Genomic DNA, 19919 nt, shown 5'->3' with positions numbered 1-19919 from the left:
AGACCTGGCACTCTAGGAGACGTGACAGAGCGGACCCGGGAGGACACGACACGCAGGCTCGAGCGGGCCATGGGCTCGCTCGGCACGGCGGCGATGGCGCGCATGGACGAGCAACTGCCGTGGTTCCGGGCGCTCAGCGCCGAGGACCGGTCGTGGGTGGGGCTCGTGGCGCAGGCCGGCATCGCCGCGTTCGTCGAGTGGTTCTCGACCGCCGGTGAGGGGCGGCGCACGCCCAGCATCGAGTTCTTCGGCACGGCGCCGCGCGAGCTCAAACGGTCGATCTCGCTCCAGCAGACCGTCGACATCGTCAGGGTCGTGGTCGAGGTGGTCGAGGCGCAGACCCACGAGCTGGCCGCGCCCGGCGGCGAGGACGAGCTCCAGCAGGCCATGCTGCGCTACACCCGCGACGTCGCCTTCGCCGCCGCCCACGTCTACGCCCGCGAGGCCGAGGCCAGGGGGTCGTGGGACGCCAGGCTCGAGGCCCTGATCGTGGACGCCCTGGTGCGCGGCGAGGTGGACGACGGCCTGCACTCCTGGGCCGCAGCCCTGGGCTGGACCTCCTCTCCCGTCGTCGTCATCGCCGGGCACGCACCCGAGGGCGACCCGCGCGCGGTCATCGACGGCCTGCGGGAGAAGGGCCGCCGCATCGGCATGGACCTGCTGGCGGGGGTCCAGGCCGACCGGCTGATCGTGATCGTGGGCGGCGCGGGCAGCGTCAACGACGCGGCCAAGCAGGTCGTGGCCCGTTTCGGCGTCGGCCCCATCGTCATCGGCCCCGAGGTGGCCGACCTGCACGCCGCCGCCAACTCGGCCAGGGCGGCGCTGGCCGGGCTGAAGGCGTCGTCGGGGTGGCCCGACGCGCCGAGGCCCGTACACGCCGAGGACCTGCTGGCCGAGCGGGCGCTCGACGGCGACCTCGACGCCAGGGGGCAGCTCATCGAGAGCGTCTACCTGCCGCTCGCGGGCACCCCGCTGCTCGACACGCTGGCCACCTACCTGGAGCAGGGCACCTCGCTGGAGGCCACGGCCCGGCTGCTGTTCGTCCATCCCAACACCGTGCGCTACCGCCTCAAGAAGATCACCGAGCTGACGGGCTACCAGCCCACCGAGGGCAGGTCCGCCTTCACCCTCCAGGTGGGGCTCATCCTCGGGAGGCTCGCGGAGAGTGCAGCGAGCTGGCGCGCTCTAACGTAACCGCGCCGAAATCCCCACTGTAGGGTTCCTACAAATCACCCTGGACAAAGTTCGTACGGATCTCCATCCGCGTGTCGGACTTCTACAGGGCATGGTGGATTTTGTGCTTGTACTCGTCGCTCCGGGCCAAGGTGCCCAAACGCCAGGATTCCTGGCTCCATGGCTTGAGTTGCCCGGTCTGGCCGACAGGCTCGGCTCGTGGTCCGAGGTCGCCGGGGTCGATCTGATCGCCCAGGGCACGACCGCCGGCGCCGACGAGATCCGCGACACCGCCGTCGCCCAGCCGCTGCTCGTGGCCGCCGCGCTGGCCTCCGCCGAGGCGCTCGGCGCGGCCCCCGACGTCGTGGCCGGGCACAGCGTCGGCGAGTTCGCCGCAGCCGCGCTGGCCGGGGTGCTCACCCCCGAGCAGGCGCTCTCCTTGATCCGCGACCGCGCCCAGGCCATGGCCAAGGCCGCCGCCATCACCGAGACCGGCATGACGGCCGTGCTCGGCGGCGTCGAGGAGGAGGTGCTCGCCGCGATCGACAGGCACGGGCTCACCGCCGCCAACATCAACGGCGCCGGGCAGATCGTGGCCGGCGGCACCCTCGAGCAGCTGGCCGCGTTCAAGGCCGACCCGCCCGCCCGCGCCCGGCTCATCTCGCTCTCCGTGGCAGGCGCCTTCCACACCGCCCACATGGCCACGGCGGTCGAGAGCCTGCGCGAGGCCGCCAGGAACGTCACGCCCGCCGACCCGAGGGTCACGCTGCTGTCCAACTTCGACGGCCGGCCGGTCGCCACCGGCGCCGAGTTCGTCGAGCGGCTGGTCCAGCAGGTCAGCAGCCCGGTCCGATGGGGCGCCTGCATGGAGACCATGTCCGGTCTCGGCGTCACCGGGATCATCGAGCTGCTGCCCGGTGGCACGCTGACCGGTCTGGCCAAGCGCGCCCTGCGCGGCGTGCGGACCGTCGCGCTGAAGACCCCAGACGACCTCGACGCGGCCAGGGAGCTGATCCCGTGAAGATTCCCGACATCGCCGCCGGCGCCAAGGTGCTCGCCTTCGGCCACTACCAGCCCGCCAACGTGGTCACCAACGACGACCTGGCGAAGACCATGGAGACCAACGACGAGTGGATCCTGTCCCGGGTCGGCATCAAGGAGCGCAGGGTCGCGCCCGACGGTGAGTCGCTGGAGGACATGGCCGCCATCGCCGGCGGCAAGGCACTGGCCGCCAGCGGGCTGTCGCCGGAGGACATCGACCTCGTCATCGTCGCCACGTGCACGCTCGAGACCCAGATCCCCAACGCCTCCGCCATCGTCGCCCACCGCCTGGGCATCGAGGCGCCCGGGGCGTTCGACGTCAACGCCGCCTGCGCGGGCTTCTGCTACGCCCTCGGCACCGCCAGCGCCGCGGTGCGCGGGGGATCGGCCAGGAACGTGCTGGTCATCGGCGCGGAGAAGCTGTCGCAGTGGATCGACTGGACCGACAGGTCCACCGCGGTGATCTTCGCCGACGGCGCGGGGGCCGCGGTGGTGGCCCCGTCGGAGACGCCCGGCATCGGCCCCGTGGTGTGGGGCAGCGCCGGCGACAAGTCCGACGCGATCATCATCAAGGACCGCGCCGACTACCTCCGGCAGGAGGGCCAGACGGTGTTCCGCTGGGCCACCACCGCGCTGCATCCGGTGGCGCTCGAGGCCTGCTCGCGGGCGGGTGTCGACCCGTCCGAGCTGGCCGCGTTCGTACCCCACCAGGCCAACCTGCGCATCATCGAGGCCATCGCCCGTAAGCTGGGCGCCGACCAGGCCGTCATCGCGCGCGACATCGTCACCTCGGGCAACACCTCGGCCGCCTCCATCCCGCTCGCGCTCTCGCGCATGGTGGAGCGCGGCGAGGTCCGCACGGGCGATCTCGCGCTGGTGCTCGGCTTCGGCGCCGGCCTGACCTACGCGGGCCAAGTGATCGAGATTCCGTAGGATCGGGCACGGTCCGCGCCGTGCCCGCCCGAAGAAAGACTGGTGCGGCGCAACCGCACAGATTCCCAGGAAACCAAAGGAGAAATAGCGACATGGCTGCCACCGAGCAGGACATCCTCGAGGGCCTTGGCAAGATCATCAACGAGATCACCGGCATTCCGGCGTCCGAGGTGACCCCCGAGAAGAGCTTCGTGGACGACCTCGACATCGACTCCCTGTCCATGGTCGAGATCGCCGTGGCCGCCCAGGACGAGTTCGGCGTCGAGATCCCCGACGACCAGCTCAAGAACCTGAAGACGGTCAAGGACGTCCTCACCTTCATCCAGAACTGAGCCGCAACACCCGATCCGACCAGTACTGATCAGCAAGGGAGCGCGAAACGTGAGTGCGAACCGGGTACGTGTCGTCGTCACCGGGCTCGGCGCGACGACGCCCGTCGGTGGGGACGTCACCTCGACCTGGACGGCGCTCCTCGCCGGTCAGTCGGGTGTCGAGGCTCTCACCACGGACTGGATCGACACCGTCCCCGTGAAGTTCGCGGGGACGGCCGCGGTCGACCCCACCGAGGTGCTGCCGCGGCCCGAGGCCCGCCGCCTCGACCGCAGCGAGCAGTTCGCGATGGTCGCCGCCAGGGAGGCCTGGCAGGACGCCGGCTCTCCCGAGGTGCCGCCGGAGCGGCTCGGCGTCGTGGTCTCCAGCGGCATCGGCGGCATCAACACCACGCTGAGCGCCTACGACACCTACCGCGAGCGTGGCTGGAACCGGCTGTCGCCGTTCACCGTGCCGATGCTCATGCCCAACGGCCCGGCCGCCTGGATCGGGCTCGACCTGGGCGCCCAGGCGGGTGTGCACGCCACGGTGTCGGCGTGCGCGTCCGGCGCCGAGGCCATCGGCCACGCGATGGACATGATCAGGGTGGGCCGCGCCGACGTGGTGGTCGCCGGCGGCACCGAGGCCGCCATCCACGGCCTCAACATCGCCGCCTTCGCGGCCGCGCGGGCCATGTCCACCCGCAACGACGACCCCGCGGGCGCGTCCAGGCCGTGGGACCGCGGCCGCGACGGGTTCGTGCTCGGCGAAGGCGCCGGCATCGTGGTGCTGGAGTCCGAGGAGCACGCCAGGGCGCGGGGCGCGCGCATCTACGCCTACTGCTCCGGCGTCGGCTACTCCGCCGACGCGCACCACATCACGCAGCCCGAGCCTGACGGCCGGGGCATCATCATGGCGATGACGCAGGCTCTCACCGACGCCGGCGTCACCGGCCACGACGTCAAGCACGTCAACGCGCACGCCACCTCGACGCCCGCGGGCGACGTCGGCGAGGTGCAGGCCGTGGCCAAGGCCATCGGCACCCACCCGCTGGTGACGTCGACCAAGTCCATGACCGGGCACCTGCTCGGCGGCGCGGGCGGCATCGAGTCGGTCTTCACGATCAAGGCGCTGCAGGAGCGGATCGTTCCCGCCACCATCAACATCGACGATCTCGACGACGGCATCGAGGTCGACGTCGTCCACGGCAAGAACCGCACGCTGCCCGACGGCGACGTGGCCGCGGTCAACAACTCGTTCGGATTCGGCGGGCACAACGTGACCGTCGTGTTTAAGGGGGCATAAAGTGACCGTCCTCGACAACCGGGTGGTGACGCCCGGCTCCGATCAGGAGCCTGCCGATCCCCGCGATCCCATCGTCCGCCTGACCGCGCTGCTCGACGAGGGCTCGCTGCGGCTCATCACCCCGGAAGACAAGAGCGGCATGCTGGCCGCGATGGGGCGCGTCGAGGGTGTTCCCGTCGTCGCGTTCTGCAGTGACGCCCGCTTTCAGGGCGGCGCCATGGGCAGCGAGGGGTGCGAGCACATCGTGCACGCCTACGACGTGGCCGTCCGCGAGCGGGTGCCGGTCATCGGCATCTGGCACTGCGGCGGCGCGCGGATCCCCGACGGTGTCGAGTCGCTGCACGCCGTCGGCCGGGTCTTCGCCGCCATGACCAAGGCGTCCGGCGTGGTGCCGCAGATCTCCGTGGTCGTCGGCCCCGCCGCCGGCGGCGCCGCCTACGGTCCCGCGCTCACCGACCTGGTCATCCTGGCCGACTCCGGCCGCATCTTCGTGACGGGCCCCGACGTGGTCCGCAGCGTCACCGGCGAAGACGTCGACAGCGCCGCCCTGGGCGGCACCGAGCCGCACAGCAAGCGCAGCGGCGTGGCGCACATCGTCACCAAGACCGAGACCGACGCCTACGTCAAGGCGCGCCAGCTCGCCACGCTCCTCGGCCACCAGGGCCGGATGCGGTCGGGAGAAATCGAGGAAGTTGACTTCTCCACGCTGCTGCCCGACTCCCCGCGCCGTGCCTACGACGTCAAGCCGCTGGTCAACGGCCTGCTCGACGAGCCCGGCCTGGAGCTTCACCCCAAGTGGGCACCGAACATCGTCACGTCGCTGGGCCGCCTCGGTGGCCGGACGGTCGGTGTGATCGCCAACAACCCGATGCGGCTCGGCGGCTGCCTCGACGCCACGTCCGCCGAGAAAGCCGCCCGCTTCGTACGTATGTGTGACGCTTTCGGGGTGCCGTTGGTTGTCCTCGTGGACGTTCCCGGTTACCTGCCGGGCGTCGGGCAGGAGCACGACGGCGTGGTGCGCCGGGGAGCCAAGCTGCTGCACGCGTTCGCCGAGGCGTCGGTTCCGCGGGTCACGCTGATCACGCGTAAGGCGTACGGCGGGGCGTACATCGCGATGAACTCCCGCGCCCTGGGCGCCACCAAGGTCTTCGCCTGGCCCACCACCGAGGTCGCCGTCATGGGGGCCGTCGCGGCGGTGCGCGTCATCAAGCGGCGCGAGCTGGCGGCCGTGCCCGAGCAGGACCGGGCCGAGCTGGAGGAGCGCCTGGCGGAGGAGCACTCGAAGCTCGCCGGCGGCCTGACCAGAGCGCAGGAGCTGGGCGTCATCGACGAGGTGATCAAGCCGGAGGAGACCCGCGGCGCGATCGCCAAACTGCTCGCCCAGGCGACCCCCGCCCGGGGCGCGCACGGCAACATCCCCCTGTAACAGCCGACGACGCCGTCCGGCATCGCATCGGCATGCCGGGCCGCCTCGGCTCGCCCTCGGCGACGGCTCGCCGTCAGGCTCAACGGTAAGGCCCCGCACCGGTTCGGTGCGGGGCCTTGCCGTTGCCGGGCAGGGGAGCCCGGCCGCGAGGGCTGCTCGTGCCGAGCGGGTGTACGGCGAGGTCAGACGGCGGCGTGCAGCCAGCGGACCGGCGCGCCGTCCCCGGCATAGCGGAACGGCTCCAGCTCCTCGTCCCACGGCTTGCCGAGCATCCTGTCCAGCTCGTCCTCCAGCACGCACCGGCCCTGAGCGGCCATCATCATCGCGGTGCGCAGCCGGTCTTCGGGGATCATGATGTCGCCGGCCGCGCCGATGACCGCCGTGAAGGCGCCGAGCGTCGGCGTGTAGGCGTGCCGGGACCCGTCGACACCCGGGGAAGCGTCCTCGGTGATCTCGAATCTGAGCCGCTGCCAGCCCATGAGCGAAGAGGCGATGGCCGCGGCGACGCCCGGCCGGCCCTCCCATTCCGCCTGCGCGCGCACGACGTTGGGCGCGGCGGGTTGCGGAGTCCACGTCAGATCTACGGGCACGCCGAGGACACCCGCGACTGCCCATTCGATGTGTGGGCACAGCGCGGGCTGAGCCGAGTGGACGTAAAGGACGCCACGAGCAGACACCGGACCTCCCGTTCGGTACGAGGTGCGCCTTCCCCAACGGCCTCGTCCCGGGATGATCACAAGTGACTAGGGAGAGACTACCGTCGGTCGCCATCCGGCACCAGTGGGGGGCCATACCAACTTGGTGCGGGAGTCGTACGTGACAGCGGGGCAGCGGAGGAAAGATACCGCCTCGTGACTCCTCCGTTCCCTGAAGGGAGCGGCTTCTCGCCAAGCCGCTTCCGCAGCGTCGCGAAGGGCAAGGCCTGCCCTCCGGATGTCGATGGCCGCGTTGACGTCGGCGTGCGCGGTATGACCGCATGCCGTACAGGCGAACCCGGCTTGGGTGACGCGGTTCTCCTTCGCGCCGTGGCCACAGCGGGCGCGGGTGGGAGGTGCCGGCGGGGTGCACCGCGATCAGGCGTCGGCCAGACGGCCGGCGGTGGCGGCGAGGTGGCGGGGGCCGGCCACCCGGCCGCCGCCGGAGGTGGTGACGAGCGAGGCCACCCCCATGTCGGTCCCGGCCGGCACGCCGGTGGCGGGCAGCGGTTCGGCGGGCACGTCGTCGCACGGCAGGACCGCGAACCGGCGGGAGCCCTCGCGCGTGACGCTGATCGTCTTCACCTGGCCGCGCACGGGCCGGTGCCGGTGGACGCGGACGTGCCCGACACTCTGGAGCCGCACGTAGGTCGCGGTGGTGTGGCCGGGCTGGGAGTCCCACCGGCAGCCGTCGCCGTCCTTCGGCCACTCGACCGTGTCGAACCGGCCGCGCCCCTTGAAACGCGGGAAACCCGGCGTGCGTCCGGCCCTGACGCGGTCGAAGAACGCGCCGAACGCCTTGTCGAGCCGTCGCAGGGTGGCCTGCTGGGAGGAGAACGACCTGCGCACACCCACCTCCCATCACGTGTAACGACAACACCACGGTTTCGGCCGGCGCCGACAAATCCGGGAAGGACATCCGTGATGCGTAGAACTGGCAGGTCGGGGCACGATCGGGCCTTGACGGCCCTCCCGTACCCGACCCACCCGTCGCCTGATGGCGGCGGTCGCCTCCGGAGACTCTGATGGACATGCAACCTGCCGGCGAGGCGTTCATCCGGCCAGGTCAGATGCTGACCGACCGGTCGGCGCTGTCCGCCGCGTCGCGCTGGACCTCCGCGGTCTCGGAGGCGGACGGGGTCTGCGTCGTCCACCTGTCTCCCGGCGCGGACCCCTGCGAGGTCACCGCCGAGCTCCGCGACCAGGGCGTGCGGGCCTCGCCGAACCACGTGTTCCGCGGCCAGCCGCTGTTCTTCGGCGGACCCGCGTCACGGCCCTTTCCCGTGCCGCCCATCCGCTACAAGCCGGGCCGTACGCGCTCGGACGTGGTCATCGGCCTGCTCGACACCGGCGTCGCCGAGCACCCGTGGTGGTCCGGCAGCGACTGGTACGAGCGGCTCGGCCCCGACGACGCCGACGCGGCGGAGGGCGCGCAGGCGGGGCACGGCACGTTCATCGCGGGCCTGCTGGCACGCCGGGCGCCGGGCGCGGCGCTGCGGGTGCACCGGGTGCTGGACGGCGACGGCCTCGGCGACGAGGCGACCGTCGTACGCGCGCTGCACCGCATGCGCGAGCGCCCTCCCGACGTGCTCAACCTGTCCTTCGGCGGTCACACCTTCGACGACCGGCCGCCGCCCCTGCTGTCCGACGCCCTCGCCGCGCTGAGCGACACGGTGACCGTGGCCTGCGCCGGCAACACCGCCTCCGACCGGCCGTTCTGGCCCGCTGCGCTGGGGTGCGCCGTGGGCGTGGCGGCCGTGGACGCCTCGCAGGAGCACCGGGCCGTCTACTCGGGCCATGGCACCTGGGTGGACGCCTGCGCCCGCGGCGACTGGCTGACCAGCAGCTTCCTGCGGGGCGGCGAGTTCGAGGGCTTCGCGTCGTGGAGCGGCACGTCGTTCGCCACCGCGCTGGTGGCGGGCGCCATCGCGGACGCGGCCAGGGACGAGCCGGCGAAGGAGGTGGTCAGGCGGCTCCTCGGCACCGAGGCGGCCCGGCAAATTCCGGATCTGGGAGTTCTCGTACCGGCGAGTCTGTAGAGTTTACGCTCAGTCCTCACGCAATCACGAAGAGGCATGACCGCCTCGGCGTGCCGCACGGAAGGAGGCCGCATGCCCGATCCACGTGAGCCGGCGGAGCTGGTCACAGCGGCGGCCGACGGCGACCGGACGGCGTGGGACGAGCTCGAGGCCAGATACGGGCCGCGGATGTGGGCGGTGGCCAGGGCGTCCGGGCTCAGCCCCGCCGACGCGGCCGACGCGGTCCAGGGATCCTGGCTGCGGCTGCTCCAGCACCTCCACACGCTCAGGGATCCGGCGAAGGTCGGCGGCTGGCTCATGACCACCGTGCGCCGCGAGGCTCACGCGTTCCTCCGCAAGCGTCATGACGTCACCCCCTTCGACCACGACATCCTCGCCCTCGATGCCGTCGACGATCCCGACCCCGCCTCCGCCGTGCTGGAGGCCGACGGCAGGCGACTGCTCTGGAAGCAGGTCTCCGCCCTGCACGAGCCCTGCCGCACGCTCATCCAGCTGGTCGCCATCGATCTGGGCAACCGGCAGATGGCCGCGCGGCTGGGCATGCCCGTGGGCAGCGTGGGCCCGACCAAGGCCCGCTGCCTGGAGAAACTGCGCACCCTGATCTCATCACAGGAGACGGCGCAATGATCAACGACGAGTACTTCCTGGCGGCCCTCCGGCTGGCCGCGGGAAGCGACCCCATCCCGAGCCAGGTGTCCGCCGCCGCACGCGACATCTACGGGCTGCGGGTCCCCCGCGCGGTGACCGCCACGCCCGCCGCACGCGCCGCGGGCCCCGACGTGCGCGACCCGGACGGCTGCCACCTGGTGCGCTTCGTCGCCGACGGCCTCACCTTCGACCTGGAGGTGACGGTGGGCGACGGGCTCATCGACGTCGCGGGCCAGGTGTGCCCCCACCCGGGCGAAGACGCCGTCATCGACGTGAAGACCCCGCACCTCACACTGACCAGACACCTCGCCCACAACGGCAACTTCGCCGCGACGGGCCTGCCTCCTGGCTGGCTCAGCGTGGTGTGCCACCGACCCGGACGTGCCCCCGTACAAACCAGATGGGTGCGCATCCGGCCCTGACCCCAACCATCAGCCGGCAAGGGGAGCCGCGCCCCCGCCCGGCGCCAGACCAAGGCCTGCCATGAGTGCATACCCGGACTCATCAGGCGACCTCGATCCGCTCGTCAGGGCGGCCGAGGCCGCGATGCTGCGTTCCCTGGTGGATCCCGGCCACGCCCTGCGCGCGGGCCGCCTCGTGCTGGCGGCTGCCCGCCGTGTCGGCTCCGCCGAGGCCGCGGTCATGTCGCTCAGGGCGATGGCGCTGGCCGCCCGCGAGCTCGGCGACCTGGAAGCGGCCGAGCAGCACCTCCGCGAAGGCCTCGGCACCCCCGGCGCGCCGCAGGAGCGGCTCGCGCAGGTGCGGCTCTCCCTCGTCACCGTGCGCACCGAACGCGGGCACCCCCTGCAGGCACTGCGCGTGGCCGCCCTGGCCTGGGCCTATCTGCGCCCGCTCGACCGCGCCAAACTCGACACGCAGCGCGCGGTCGCCCTGGCCCACCTCGGCCGCCACCAGGAGGCCATCGCCTCCTGTGACCGTGCGCTACGCGCCCTGGTGACCGCGCCCGGCACCATCGACGACCGCAGGTTCCTGGCGGGCGGCCTGCTCAACCGCGGGCTCATCCACTCCTACCGCGGCGACTGGGACGCCGCGATGCGCGACCTGACCGCGTGCCTGAAGATCGCCCAACACGCCGGGCTGCTGCACCTGTCCCGCCTGTCCGCCGCGAACCTGCCGTTCCTCGCGGTACGCCGGGGCGACATCGCCGGGGCGTTCAAGCACTACCGGGACGCCGAGGACACCCTGTTCGGCTTCCCCGAGCGGCTGGCCACGATGCGGGCGGACTTCGCCGGCGCCCTGCTGGCCGCCCACCTGCCCGGCGAGGCCAGGGCGATGCTGAGCCTTGCCGTACCCGACCTCGAAGCGTCGGGCGCCCAGGTGGCGCTGGCCGAGGCGCGGCTGAAACTGGCCCAGGTGGAGCTGCTCACCGGCGACCCGCACCAGGCCAGGCAGGTGGCCGAACAGGCCGCCGCCGAGCTGGCCGCCCAGGAACGGACCCGCTGGCTGCCACTGGCGCAGGAGGTCGTGCTGCGGTCACGGCTCGCGCTCGAACCCGTCACCCCAGACCTCGTCGGGGAGCTGATCGCGTGCGCCGACGAGTTGGAGAACGGCTTCGCCCCGCAGGCAGGGGCGGCGCTGCGGCTCGTGGCGGCCGAGGCGGCACTCGCCGTGGACGACCACCCGACCGCCTCCGCGCAGCTCGCCCGGCTCACCCGGTACGCCGAACGGGGCGAACGATGGGTCCCGGCCGGCACCCGGCTCACCCCGCTGGGCTCGGAGCCGCAGTCCAGGCAGCGCGCCTCGCACATCCCGGGACCGGTGCGCCAGCACGCGCTCGCGCTCGAAGCCGCGCTGCAGGAGGACAACACCGGCGCCTTCCGCGCGGTCCAGGACGGGCTGTCGGAGGTCAGCGAGCAGGTCGAGACGTTCGACGATCCGTCGCTGCGCGCCCACGCGGCCAGGGCCGGGGAGCGGCTGGCGGCCTTCGGGCTGGGGCTGGCGGTGCGCAACGGCGGCGTCGAGGAGGTGTTCGAGTGGAGCGAGCGCTGGCGGGCCGTCACCGCCCCCGCGCACGCCGGCTCGCCCGCCGATCCCGAGCGGGTGAGGGCGGAGCTGGGAGGGGGAACCCTGGTGGAGTACGTGACCCACGAGGAGTCGCTGCTGGCCGTACTGATCTCCGAGCGACGGGTGCTGCTTCGACGGCTGGCCGACGTGCGGCAGGTCAAGGAGGCGATCGTCCGGCTGCGCTACTCGCTGCGCCGCCAGGCCGGCCCCGGCGACGTCGAAGCCGCTGCCGTCGACGTCGAACGGCTGGTGCTGCGGCCGCTCCTCGCCGAGCTGGGCAACGGGCCGCTCGTGGCGGTGCCCGTGGGCGCGCTGCACACGCTGCCGTGGGGCGCGCTGCCGTGCCTGCGGGAGCGCCCGGTGAGCGTGGCCGCCAGCGCGGCCGCCTGGGTGCAGGCACTCGATCGGGTACGCCGCGACGGGCCCCCGGTGGTCGTGGCCGCCGCCGGGCCCGCGCTGGCGCACGCGCACGCCGAAGTGGCGCACGTCCTGTCCTGCCACCCGGGGGGACGCGAGTCGCCCGCGCGCACGGCCGACGTCCTGAAGGCACTCGAAGTCGCGGACGTGCTGCACCTCGCGGCGCACGGGGTGTTCCACTCGCGCAGCCCGCTGGTGTCCGGGATCACGCTGGAGGACGGGCCGCTCATGGCGTACGACCTGCTGGAGGCGCCCCGGTCGGCGGAGCTCGTGGTGCTCTCCGCGTGCAATTCGGGAATGTCGCGGGCACCCGTGGACGGGGCGCCGCTCGGCCTGCCGGGGGCGTTCCTGGCCAAGGGGTCGTCGTGTGTGGTGGCGGGGCTCGTACCGGTGCGGGACGAGGCGGCGCGGGCCGTCATGGGAGTGTTCCACGAGCTCGTGGCGGCGGGCCGGCCACCGGACGCGGCTCTGGCGTGCGCCGCTGCCAAGACGGGCGAGCACGCCTTCGTCTGCTTCGGCGCGGGCGACCGGGCGCTGTACTGACGGCGCGTCGCACGCCCGGCGCCTCCACGGCGACGTGCTTCGCCGCGGCCTCGTACCGGTCTGGTCCCCGGGTGGCTGCGTGGTGGTGCGGCCGCGCGGCCACGCACCGATGCGGCCCGTTGCCGAGCCGCGGTGGGCGTGCGTGGTCGTGCGGTCCTCGGCCCGCGCGGCGCACCGTGGTGAGGTGGCGCTGGGTGGTCAGCCGGTCGCCACGGGTCTTGACGGGTCGGCGACCCACCCGGACCAGGAACCGACGTAGAGTGCGGCCCTGGGCAGGCCCGCCACTTCCAGCGCCAGCACCTCATGGGCGGCCGTCACGCCGGATCCGCAGTAGGCGCCCGTCTCCACCCTTTCGCTGACCCCGAGACCGGCGAAGCGGGCCCGCAGCGTGTCAGGGGCGAGAAACCTGCCGTCCGGCCCGACGTTCCCGGTCGTGGGCGCGTTGACAGCTCCAGGGATGTGACCCGCCACGGGATCGACCGGCTCTGCCTCGCCCCGGTAACGCTCGGCAGTTCGGGCGTCCAGCAGCACGCCGTGACCGGCCAGCGCGGCCGCCTCGTCGGCCGTGAGCATCGGCATCCCGCCCGGCCGCGCGGTGAAGTCGCCGTGGGCGAGCGGGTCCGGGGCCTCCTTCGTGACCGGCAGCCCGGCCCCGGCCCACGCGGCGAGCCCGCCGTCGAGCACGCGGACGTCCTGGTGGCCGAAGTAGCGCAGCGCCCACCAGCCCCTGGCCGCCACCGTGGCGCCCACGTCGTCATAGACCACGACCGGCCGGCGGTCGGACACGCCGAGGCGGCGCATGGCGTCCTGGAACGCGCCGGGATCCGGCAACGGGTGCCGGCCGGCGTCGCCGGGAGGCCCGGCGAGGTCGGTGTCGAGGTCGCAGTAGACGGCGCCCGGGATGTGCCCTTCGCGGTAAAGCTCCACCCCCGGCGGGCCACCGAGCCGCCAGCGGACGTCGAGCACCGTCACGCCGTCGAGCGCGGCGAGATCGGCGGGTGTGATGAGCGGGCTCGTCACGTGCGTACCTCCAGGAGCGGGACGTTCTGCTCGGCCGCCGTCAGCGAACCGTGGTAGCCGGTGAAGACGGCCTCGACCGGATGGTTCGTCGGGGCGGTGATGGCCAGGTCGGTGTAGGGGACGGCCACGACGTCGCCGATGCGCTCCAGCCAGGCGTCACGCACGCGGGGCCCGAACCAGCCCGACTCGACCGCCTCCTCCCTGGAGGCTACCCAGGCCTTCCCCGCGAAGACCCCGCGCCACGCCTCCAGCACCTGATCGCCCGCACCCGGCTCGGCATAGACGTGCCTGGCCCTGGCCTCGCCACCGAGCAGCGCCACTCCCCGCGTCAGCTCGGGGACGCTCTCGGCATCGACCTTCTCGCCGACGTTGACCATGCCGTGGTCGGCGGTGACGTAGAGGGCGGACCCGGGCGGCAGCCCCTCGGCGATCCGCTGGGCCATGCCGTCGACCACGCCGAGCTGCCGCAGCCACTCCTCGCTGCCCCAACCCGTCATGTGGCCGGCCGTGTCGAGGTCTCCGTAGTAGACGGTGACGTGGGCGGGGCGCCGCCGCATCGCCTCGTGCACGCGGGCGACGCGCTCGTCGGCGGTCTCGGCGGCCACGTAGCGCACGCCACGGTAGACGGCCCTGGTCAGGCCCGTGCCCTCGAACTGCGCGGGCGCGACATAAACGGAGTCGATGCCGGCCAGAGTGGCGCGCTCGTAGACGGTCTCGGCGGGCTGCCACTCGTCCGGGTCCATCACGTGGCCGCCGGGCAGCGTCCAGCGCAGGCAGTTGAACAGGTGACCGGCGCCCGGCACGGCCAGCATCAACCCGAGCATGCCGTGCTCGCCCGGCGTCAGGCCCGTGCCCAGCGAGCACAGGCTCGTCACGGTCGTGGCGGGAAAACCCGCGTTGAGCGTCCTGCTCCGCAGGCCGGCCAGGAACGGGGCGGCGTCGGCGTGGGCGCGCAGCAACTCGGCTCCCAGACCGTCCACCAGGAACAGGCAGACGCGCTCGGCGGGCTCTATGGCGAGCGCGTTGGGCGCGCGCATGCCCAATGCGGCCAGCAACGAATCCGGCAGATCCGTCAGCGCCCCTCCGCCATACCCCGGCACCATGCGCACAGCCTAACCGCCGCTCGCTGTCTGCCGGCCGGCGCTGGAACTGGCTTGCATCCGTTACGGCAAAGCCGGCCTGCCCGCACGCGCCGACGTTGCTTCACGTCCGTCATGGCCGGTCGTGAAGGCTCACGCGGTGCTCGCCGTGACGAGCGTCTTCTGGGCCGTGTTCTACGCCGAGCCGTCTACCGGTGATTCCAGTCTCTCGCTTTGCAGGCCGGGGTTTCCCTGGCGGGCGGTGTCGCCTGGTGGGCGTCTTCCGGCGGTGTTCAGCCGGGATCCGGGGGTGTGGGGTGAAAGGGGCGGGCGCGCCGGCGTCGAGGGTGGGCCGGTGCGGGGCCGGGAGAGGTCAGGCGGTGGCGTGGGCCGTGGCTTCGGAGAGGGACTTCGCGAACGCCAGGACGTGGTTGACCGCCTCGGGCCCGTCGGCCGCCTCGCTGACCCGGAGCGAGAGGTCGTCGGCGGTGATGGCGCCGGTGTAGCCGTGGTCGGCCTCGCAGTTTTCGTCGCCGCAGGTGGCCGGCTCCAGATCGACGTGGGAGATGGCGCCCCAGCCGATCGTGAGGGTCACTTCCGTGGGCGGGACACCGGGCGCGTAGGCGGCGGGGTCGGGCACCACCCGGGTGACGGCGACCGACTGGACGCGGCTCAGGCGCACGGCCTCCGTGGTGGTGGAGGCGTGGGACGCGGAGACACCCTCCACCGCCGGGTGCTCGTCGGTGTGGCAGACCAGCAGCCGCGTCGTCGTCAGCACCAGGACCGTGACGTGCCTGCGCACCTCCATGGCAGGATCGAAGGTCGCCTCGTGGTGCACCACGAACGCGGTCACGACCTCCTTGCCCAGCGCGGATTCGACCGCGTCGGTGACGAGGTCGGGATAATAGCCGCTGCGCTCGATCGCTTCGCGCAGGCCCGCGGCGGAGACTCGGGTTTCCCTCATGGGTCCATCCTGCCAGGACCGGGCAGTGCACTCACCCGCCGGATATAACGCTCTATAACGGTCTGTGTACACGTAACACCGAGCACTCTGTTCCCTGCATTCGCTCAAGGCGCATCAGGAGAGCCGGCGCGGGCCACCGTCCAGACGCGGGCCCGCCGGCGTGCGCAGGGTGGCGCGGGCGCCGAGGATCATGACATCCGACTCCCCCACGAGCACCTGGTCGAGGTCCAGCCGGGCCAGCTCCGGCAGGTCACCGGCCAGGCGGCCGACGCGTACGAGCAAATCCTCCAGGGCGCCGACGGCCACGGGCGGGTAGCCGTACTCGCCGAACAGGAGCGGAGCCGCGCGTACGGAGCGCACCAGGGCGGCGGCGTCCTCGCCGGTCAGCGGCGCCAGGCGGAAACCCTGGTCCTGCAGCAGCCGGGCGGTCACCTCGCCCAGCCCGAATGACACGACCGGCCCGAAGGCGGGGTCCTCGATGACGCCCACGACGGTCGGCACGGCGGGCTGCGGAGCCATCCGCTGGACCGCGAGCTCCGCTCCTTCGCCCAGTTGCACGGCGAACTCCGTGTAGGCGTTGCGGACCATCTCCGGCCCCGTCAACCCCAGGCGCACCGTCCCGGCTCTGCGTGAGGCGCCCGGGTCGGCGACCTTGACCACCACGGGCCAGCCCAGCTGCTCGGCCGCCGCCACCGCCTCATCGGCGGAACGCACCAGCTCGGCCCGCCACACGGTCAGGCCGTAGCAGGACAGAAGTTCGGTGGGGTCGATCTCGACCGGCGGCCCCGGCTCAGCGAACACACCCGACGAGCCGAGCCGCCCGGCGTCCGGCCCTCCGCCCGGCGTCCCGGACGGCATTCCGGACTGTGTCCCAGCTGGCATTCCGGACTGTGTCCCAGCCGGTGTCCCCGTTGAGGTCCCAGCCGGTGTCTCGGCCGGCGCTCCGGACGCCGCACCGGCCGACGTGGCGGCCATCTCACCCGGCGGCTCACCGGACGACGTGACGGCGGCCTCACCGGACGAGCCACCGGACGGCCCGGTGGTCGCCGTACCTGGCGATCCGTCGGGCGATGCGGCGACCGCCTCTCCCCGCGAGGCACCAGTGGTCCTCTCGTCCGCTGCCGCGATGGGGGCCGTGTCTCGCGATGTGGTCGCCTCTCCGGCGAGGGCGGCGGCCAGGGCGGTTCGGGCCAGGGATCGGGCGCGGGTGGTGTCGATGCCGTCGAGTTCCGGTGGCGGCACCGCCGGATGCGCCCGCCACCTCGCGTACCGCACCACGTGCGCCAGCGCCCTCACCGCCTCCTCGGGCGCCGCGTAAGAGGGGATGGAGCACCTCCCGGGCGTCGCGGAGCCGGTCCCGACACGCAGCGCCGGATGCATGCCCAGATGACCGTGGAACGTGGTCACCACCGGCTTGGCGACGTCCTTGGAGACGCGCAGCAGCTCGGCGGCCACCTCGTCGGACGCGCCGGGGATGGGCGGCATGTGGATCACGACGGCGGCGTCGACGTCGGTGGAGGACAACTCGCCGGCCAGCGCCGTACCGAACTCCGAGGGGCCCGCGCCGGGACCGAGGTTGACCGGCGGGCGGGGCTCGAGGCCCGCGGCGAGGCAGGCGTCGGCGGCGAGCAGGCCGAGCGCGTCGGAGTTGGTCACGAGCGCGACTTTGGGCCCGGCGGGCAGCGGCTGGTACGCCAGCACCTGCCCCACGTCGAACAGCTGGATGAGATCGTCCACCCTGATGAGGCCCGCCTGCTCGAACAGGGAGCTGATCGCCGAGTCGGGCAGCCCGAGCTCTTCCGCCGAGTGCCCCGCGGGGGTGCCGCCGCTCTTGACCACCACGATGGGTTTGCGGCGGGCGATGCGCCGGGCCAGCCGGGTGAACTTGCGCGGATTGCCGAGCGACTCAAGGTAGAGCAGGATCACATCGGTGGAGTCGTCTTCCTCCCAATACTGCAGCAGGTCGTTGCCGGACACGTCGGCCCGGTTGCCCGCGGAGACGAACGACGAGATGCCCATGCCACGCTGCGCCACCCGCTGGAGCAGCGCGGTGCCGAGCGCGCCCGACTGGCTGAAGAACCCCACCTTGCCCCGGCCGGGCACGGTGGGGGCGAGGGTGGCGTTGAGCTTGACGGCCGGGTCGGTGTTGGCGATGCCGAGGCAGTTGGGGCCGACGACGCGCAGGCCGTAGGAGCGGGCGATCCTGGCGAGCTCGTCCTGCCTGGCCCGGCCCCGCGCGCCCGTCTCGCCGAACCCCGACGAGACCACGACCAGCCCGTGCACGCCCTTCTCCGCGCACTCCTTGACCACGTCGAGCACGCTCTCGGCAGGCACGGCCACCACGGCCAGGTCGACCTCGTCGTCGATCGCCGTCACGCTCGGATAGGCGCGTACGCCGTGCACGGCACGCACCTCGCGGTGCACGGGGTAGACGGGGCCGGTGAAGCCGGCGGCCAGCAGGTTGCGCAGGACGCTCTGACCGACGCCTCCGGGCTCGCGCGAGGCTCCGATGACCGCGACGGAGCCGGGGGTGAGCAGCCGGGCGATGGACCTGGCCTCGGCGCGGTGCTCGCGGGCGGCCCTCACCTCGGCTGAGGTGTCGGTGGGGGTGAGGTCGAGCGTCATGCGTACGACGCCGTCGGCGAACTGGCTCTGGGCCGTGTAGCCCGCCTGCCGCAGCAGGCCCGTCATCCGCATGTTGGCGGGCAGGACGTCGGCGACGAAGCGCTCGATGCCGCGCTCGCGGGCCGTGGCCGCCAGGTGCTCCAGGAGCACGGAGGCCACTCCCCTGCCCTGGTGCGCGTCCTCGACGAGGAAGGCGACCTCGGCCTCGCCGGGACCGGTGCGGTCGTAGCGGATCACGGCGACCATCTCGTCGCCGATGGTGGCGATCAGCGCGACCCTGGTGACGTAGTCGACGTTCGTGAAGCGGGCGACTTCCTTGTCGGACAGCCGCGGCCGGGGCCCGAAGAAGCGAAAATAGATCGACTCGTCGGACAGACGGGAGTAGAAGGAACGGAGACGATCGGCGTCGGCGGGCCTGATCGGCCGGACGTGTGCGGTGCCGCCGTCGGCCAGGACGACATCCGCCTCCCAGTGAGCCGGATACTGTTCCTCCACAGTCCTGAGCGTAAACCCGCGTCCCACATGCCAAGACCCGGGGCCCCAGTTGGGCAACGCTTGTGCATCGACTGCTGCCCTGTGTGATGGGTCCGTCCCACGAGCAGCCCGGAAGCTGTTAGTTTTGCCGTGGCCAGGCTCGTTCCGAAGGCAGCAAGGTGGTGACATCATGACGCGGGTCGTCGTGGTGGGCGATCTCATGACCGACGCGGTCGCGCGCGCCCGTTATGCGCTCGCCAGGGCGAGCGACACCCCGGCGATCGTGACGATGCACGGCGGGGGCTCGGGGGCGAACATCGCCTCGTGGCTGGCCGTCGAGGGCGCCGAGGTGGCCTACATCGGCCGCAGGGGCGCCGACATCACGGGGCGCAACCGCGACATGGAGCTGATGGGCTACGGCGTCGACGCCCGGCTCGTCATGGACCCTGAGCGGCCCACCGGCACCTGCGTGGTGCTCGTGACGCACAAGGGCGAGCGCACCATGTTGTCCGACCCTGGCGCCAACGCGGCGCTGTCGCCGGAAGACCTGCCGCGCGATCTGTTCGGCCAGGGCACCCACCTGCATCTCTCCGGCTACACGCTGATCAACGAGGGTTCGCGCGACGCCGGTCTCGCGGCGCTCGACATGGCCAGGCGCACCGGCATGTCGATCTCGGTCGACTGCGCCTCGTCCGCGCCGCTGGAGCGCACGGGCGCCGAGCCGTTCCTCGAGTGGACCAACGGCGCCAAGCTGCTGTTCGCCAACATCGACCAGGCCAAGGTCCTGACGGGCCGCGACGAGCCCGAGGCCGCCGCCAAGGTGCTGACCGCGTGGTTCCCGCAGGTCGTGATCAAGATGAGCGCCGAGGGCGCGCTGTGGTATACCAACGGCCGCCCCGATCCGGTCAGGGTCGCCGCCGAGCCGGTCGACAAGATCGTCGACGGCACCGGTGCGGGTGACGCGTTCTCCGCCGGGTTCCTGCCGCCGTGGCTTGAAGGCAAGCCGCCTGCGGACGCGCTGGCGTCGGGGTGCCGCCTGGCGGCCAAGGCCATCATGCACCTGGGTGCGCGTCCCCCGTTCTAGTGCCCGACCAGCACGTTCACGCGACGCCGGACGCCCCAGGACGAACACGGGCGGGCCGGCGGATCGGGGCAACCGAAGCCGACCGGAAACGGCCTGCCGTTCTCGACCCGTCGAGCGTA

17 protein-coding genes and 1 pseudogene are annotated in these 19919 nt (G+C 72.6%); 11 read left to right on the top strand and 7 right to left on the bottom strand.

Going from position 1 to position 19919, the window contains the following annotated elements; translation table 11 throughout:
* Window positions 1–69 precede the first annotated feature (69 nt).
* From ACTWPV_RS06800 to ACTWPV_RS06775, 6 genes are all read left to right on the top strand, one after another.
* Entirely contained in the window at window positions 70–1194 is a 1125-nt protein-coding gene (locus tag ACTWPV_RS06800; RefSeq protein ID WP_347646998.1) for a PucR family transcriptional regulator, read from the top strand.
* A 103-nt stretch (window positions 1195–1297) separates the two neighbouring features.
* Complete coding sequence (locus tag ACTWPV_RS06795) at window positions 1298–2194, top strand: ACP S-malonyltransferase (RefSeq protein ID WP_443151048.1); 897 nt, start codon at window positions 1298–1300, stop codon at window positions 2192–2194.
* Window positions 2191–3147 carry a beta-ketoacyl-ACP synthase III gene (locus tag ACTWPV_RS06790; protein ID WP_443151047.1) on the top strand — a complete coding sequence of 319 codons (957 nt, stop codon included), beginning with the start codon at window positions 2191–2193 and terminating at the stop codon, window positions 3145–3147. The genes ACTWPV_RS06795 and ACTWPV_RS06790 overlap by 4 nt, the downstream gene beginning before the upstream one ends.
* Before the next feature lie 92 nt (window positions 3148–3239).
* Window positions 3240–3479: an acyl carrier protein gene (locus ACTWPV_RS06785; protein ID WP_043614464.1), complete on the top strand. Its 240-nt coding sequence runs from the start codon at window positions 3240–3242 to the stop codon at window positions 3477–3479.
* Window positions 3480–3528: 49 nt separating this feature from the next.
* Complete coding sequence (fabF, locus tag ACTWPV_RS06780; RefSeq protein WP_347617907.1) at window positions 3529–4761, top strand: beta-ketoacyl-ACP synthase II; 1233 nt, start codon at window positions 3529–3531, stop codon at window positions 4759–4761.
* Between the two features lies 1 nt (window position 4762).
* Window positions 4763–6187, top strand: a complete 1425-nt coding sequence (locus tag ACTWPV_RS06775; protein WP_347646960.1) for a carboxyl transferase domain-containing protein — start codon at window positions 4763–4765, stop codon at window positions 6185–6187.
* Window positions 6188–6369: 182 nt separating this feature from the next.
* Here ACTWPV_RS06775 and ACTWPV_RS06770 read toward each other — a convergent pair whose 3' ends face one another.
* The 3 genes and pseudogenes from ACTWPV_RS06770 to ACTWPV_RS06760 form a co-directional block, all read right to left on the bottom strand.
* Window positions 6370–6864 carry a DUF3145 domain-containing protein gene (locus ACTWPV_RS06770; RefSeq protein ID WP_347646961.1) on the bottom strand — a complete coding sequence of 165 codons (495 nt, stop codon included), beginning with the start codon at window positions 6862–6864 and terminating at the stop codon, window positions 6370–6372.
* 66 nt (window positions 6865–6930) lie between these two features.
* Window positions 6931–7188: pseudogene (locus ACTWPV_RS06765) on the bottom strand (hypothetical protein); the annotation flags it as partial.
* A 72-nt stretch (window positions 7189–7260) separates the two neighbouring features.
* The gene (locus ACTWPV_RS06760; protein WP_443151046.1) at window positions 7261–7731 is read right to left on the bottom strand and encodes a hypothetical protein; all 471 of its coding nucleotides are present in this window, start codon (window positions 7729–7731) and stop codon (window positions 7261–7263) included.
* A gap of 176 nt (window positions 7732–7907) precedes the next feature.
* Between ACTWPV_RS06760 and ACTWPV_RS06755 the strand changes: the two genes are divergently transcribed.
* The 4 genes from ACTWPV_RS06755 (at window position 7908) to ACTWPV_RS06740 (ending at window position 12554) form a co-directional block, all read left to right on the top strand.
* Complete coding sequence (locus ACTWPV_RS06755; RefSeq protein WP_443151045.1) at window positions 7908–8921, top strand: S8 family peptidase; 1014 nt, start codon at window positions 7908–7910, stop codon at window positions 8919–8921.
* A gap of 72 nt (window positions 8922–8993) precedes the next feature.
* Window positions 8994–9548, top strand: a complete 555-nt coding sequence (locus tag ACTWPV_RS06750) for an RNA polymerase sigma factor (protein ID WP_443151044.1) — start codon at window positions 8994–8996, stop codon at window positions 9546–9548.
* Window positions 9545–9991, top strand: coding sequence for a hypothetical protein (locus ACTWPV_RS06745; protein ID WP_443151043.1), 447 nt, complete (start codon window positions 9545–9547; stop codon window positions 9989–9991). Before ACTWPV_RS06750 ends, ACTWPV_RS06745 begins: the two co-directional genes overlap by 4 nt.
* 61 nt (window positions 9992–10052) lie before the next feature.
* Window positions 10053–12554 (top strand): CHAT domain-containing protein, encoded by a 2502-nt coding sequence (locus tag ACTWPV_RS06740; protein ID WP_443151042.1) that lies wholly within the window; start codon window positions 10053–10055, stop codon window positions 12552–12554.
* A gap of 198 nt (window positions 12555–12752) precedes the next feature.
* Here ACTWPV_RS06740 and ACTWPV_RS06735 read toward each other — a convergent pair whose 3' ends face one another.
* The 4 genes from ACTWPV_RS06735 to ACTWPV_RS06720 form a co-directional block, all read right to left on the bottom strand.
* Window positions 12753–13574, bottom strand: coding sequence for a sulfurtransferase (locus ACTWPV_RS06735; RefSeq protein WP_347646967.1), 822 nt, complete (start codon window positions 13572–13574; stop codon window positions 12753–12755).
* Window positions 13571–14677 carry an alkaline phosphatase family protein gene (locus ACTWPV_RS06730; RefSeq protein ID WP_443151041.1) on the bottom strand — a complete coding sequence of 369 codons (1107 nt, stop codon included), beginning with the start codon at window positions 14675–14677 and terminating at the stop codon, window positions 13571–13573. The genes ACTWPV_RS06735 and ACTWPV_RS06730 overlap by 4 nt, the downstream gene beginning before the upstream one ends.
* Window positions 14678–15026: 349 nt before the next feature.
* Window positions 15027–15617, bottom strand: a complete 591-nt coding sequence (locus ACTWPV_RS06725) for a DUF5998 family protein (RefSeq protein ID WP_347646969.1) — start codon at window positions 15615–15617, stop codon at window positions 15027–15029.
* Window positions 15618–15731: 114 nt separating this feature from the next.
* The gene (locus tag ACTWPV_RS06720) at window positions 15732–18737 is read right to left on the bottom strand and encodes a bifunctional acetate--CoA ligase family protein/GNAT family N-acetyltransferase (RefSeq protein ID WP_443151040.1); all 3006 of its coding nucleotides are present in this window, start codon (window positions 18735–18737) and stop codon (window positions 15732–15734) included.
* Window positions 18738–18906: 169 nt separating this feature from the next.
* Here ACTWPV_RS06720 and ACTWPV_RS06715 point away from each other — a divergent pair, with 169 nt between their 5' ends.
* Window positions 18907–19800 carry a carbohydrate kinase family protein gene (locus ACTWPV_RS06715; protein ID WP_443151039.1) on the top strand — a complete coding sequence of 298 codons (894 nt, stop codon included), beginning with the start codon at window positions 18907–18909 and terminating at the stop codon, window positions 19798–19800.
* Window positions 19801–19919 lie beyond the last annotated feature (119 nt).

Origin of the sequence: Nonomuraea sp. KM88, from assembly GCF_052245635.1 — a bacterium.
Taxonomy (GTDB): Bacteria; Actinomycetota; Actinomycetes; order Streptosporangiales; family Streptosporangiaceae; genus Nonomuraea.
This window is presented reverse-complemented; position numbering and strand designations above follow the sequence as displayed.

What these genes read in the sequence shown, in the direction of transcription:
- ACTWPV_RS06800 (WP_347646998.1), top strand. Translation starts at nt 70, where the DNA reads ATGGGCTCGCTCGGCACGGCGGCGATGGCGCGCATGGACGAGCAACTG.
- ACTWPV_RS06725 (WP_347646969.1), bottom strand. Translation starts at nt 15,617, where the DNA reads ATGAGGGAAACCCGAGTCTCCGCCGCGGGCCTGCGCGAAGCGATCGAG.
- ACTWPV_RS06785 (WP_043614464.1), top strand. Translation starts at nt 3,240, where the DNA reads ATGGCTGCCACCGAGCAGGACATCCTCGAGGGCCTTGGCAAGATCATC.
- ACTWPV_RS06715 (WP_443151039.1), top strand. Translation starts at nt 18,907, where the DNA reads ATGACGCGGGTCGTCGTGGTGGGCGATCTCATGACCGACGCGGTCGCG.
- ACTWPV_RS06755 (WP_443151045.1), top strand. Translation starts at nt 7,908, where the DNA reads ATGGACATGCAACCTGCCGGCGAGGCGTTCATCCGGCCAGGTCAGATG.
- ACTWPV_RS06745 (WP_443151043.1), top strand. Translation starts at nt 9,545, where the DNA reads ATGATCAACGACGAGTACTTCCTGGCGGCCCTCCGGCTGGCCGCGGGA.
- ACTWPV_RS06750 (WP_443151044.1), top strand. Translation starts at nt 8,994, where the DNA reads ATGCCCGATCCACGTGAGCCGGCGGAGCTGGTCACAGCGGCGGCCGAC.
- ACTWPV_RS06730 (WP_443151041.1), bottom strand. Translation starts at nt 14,677, where the DNA reads ATGGTGCCGGGGTATGGCGGAGGGGCGCTGACGGATCTGCCGGATTCG.
- ACTWPV_RS06740 (WP_443151042.1), top strand. Translation starts at nt 10,053, where the DNA reads ATGAGTGCATACCCGGACTCATCAGGCGACCTCGATCCGCTCGTCAGG.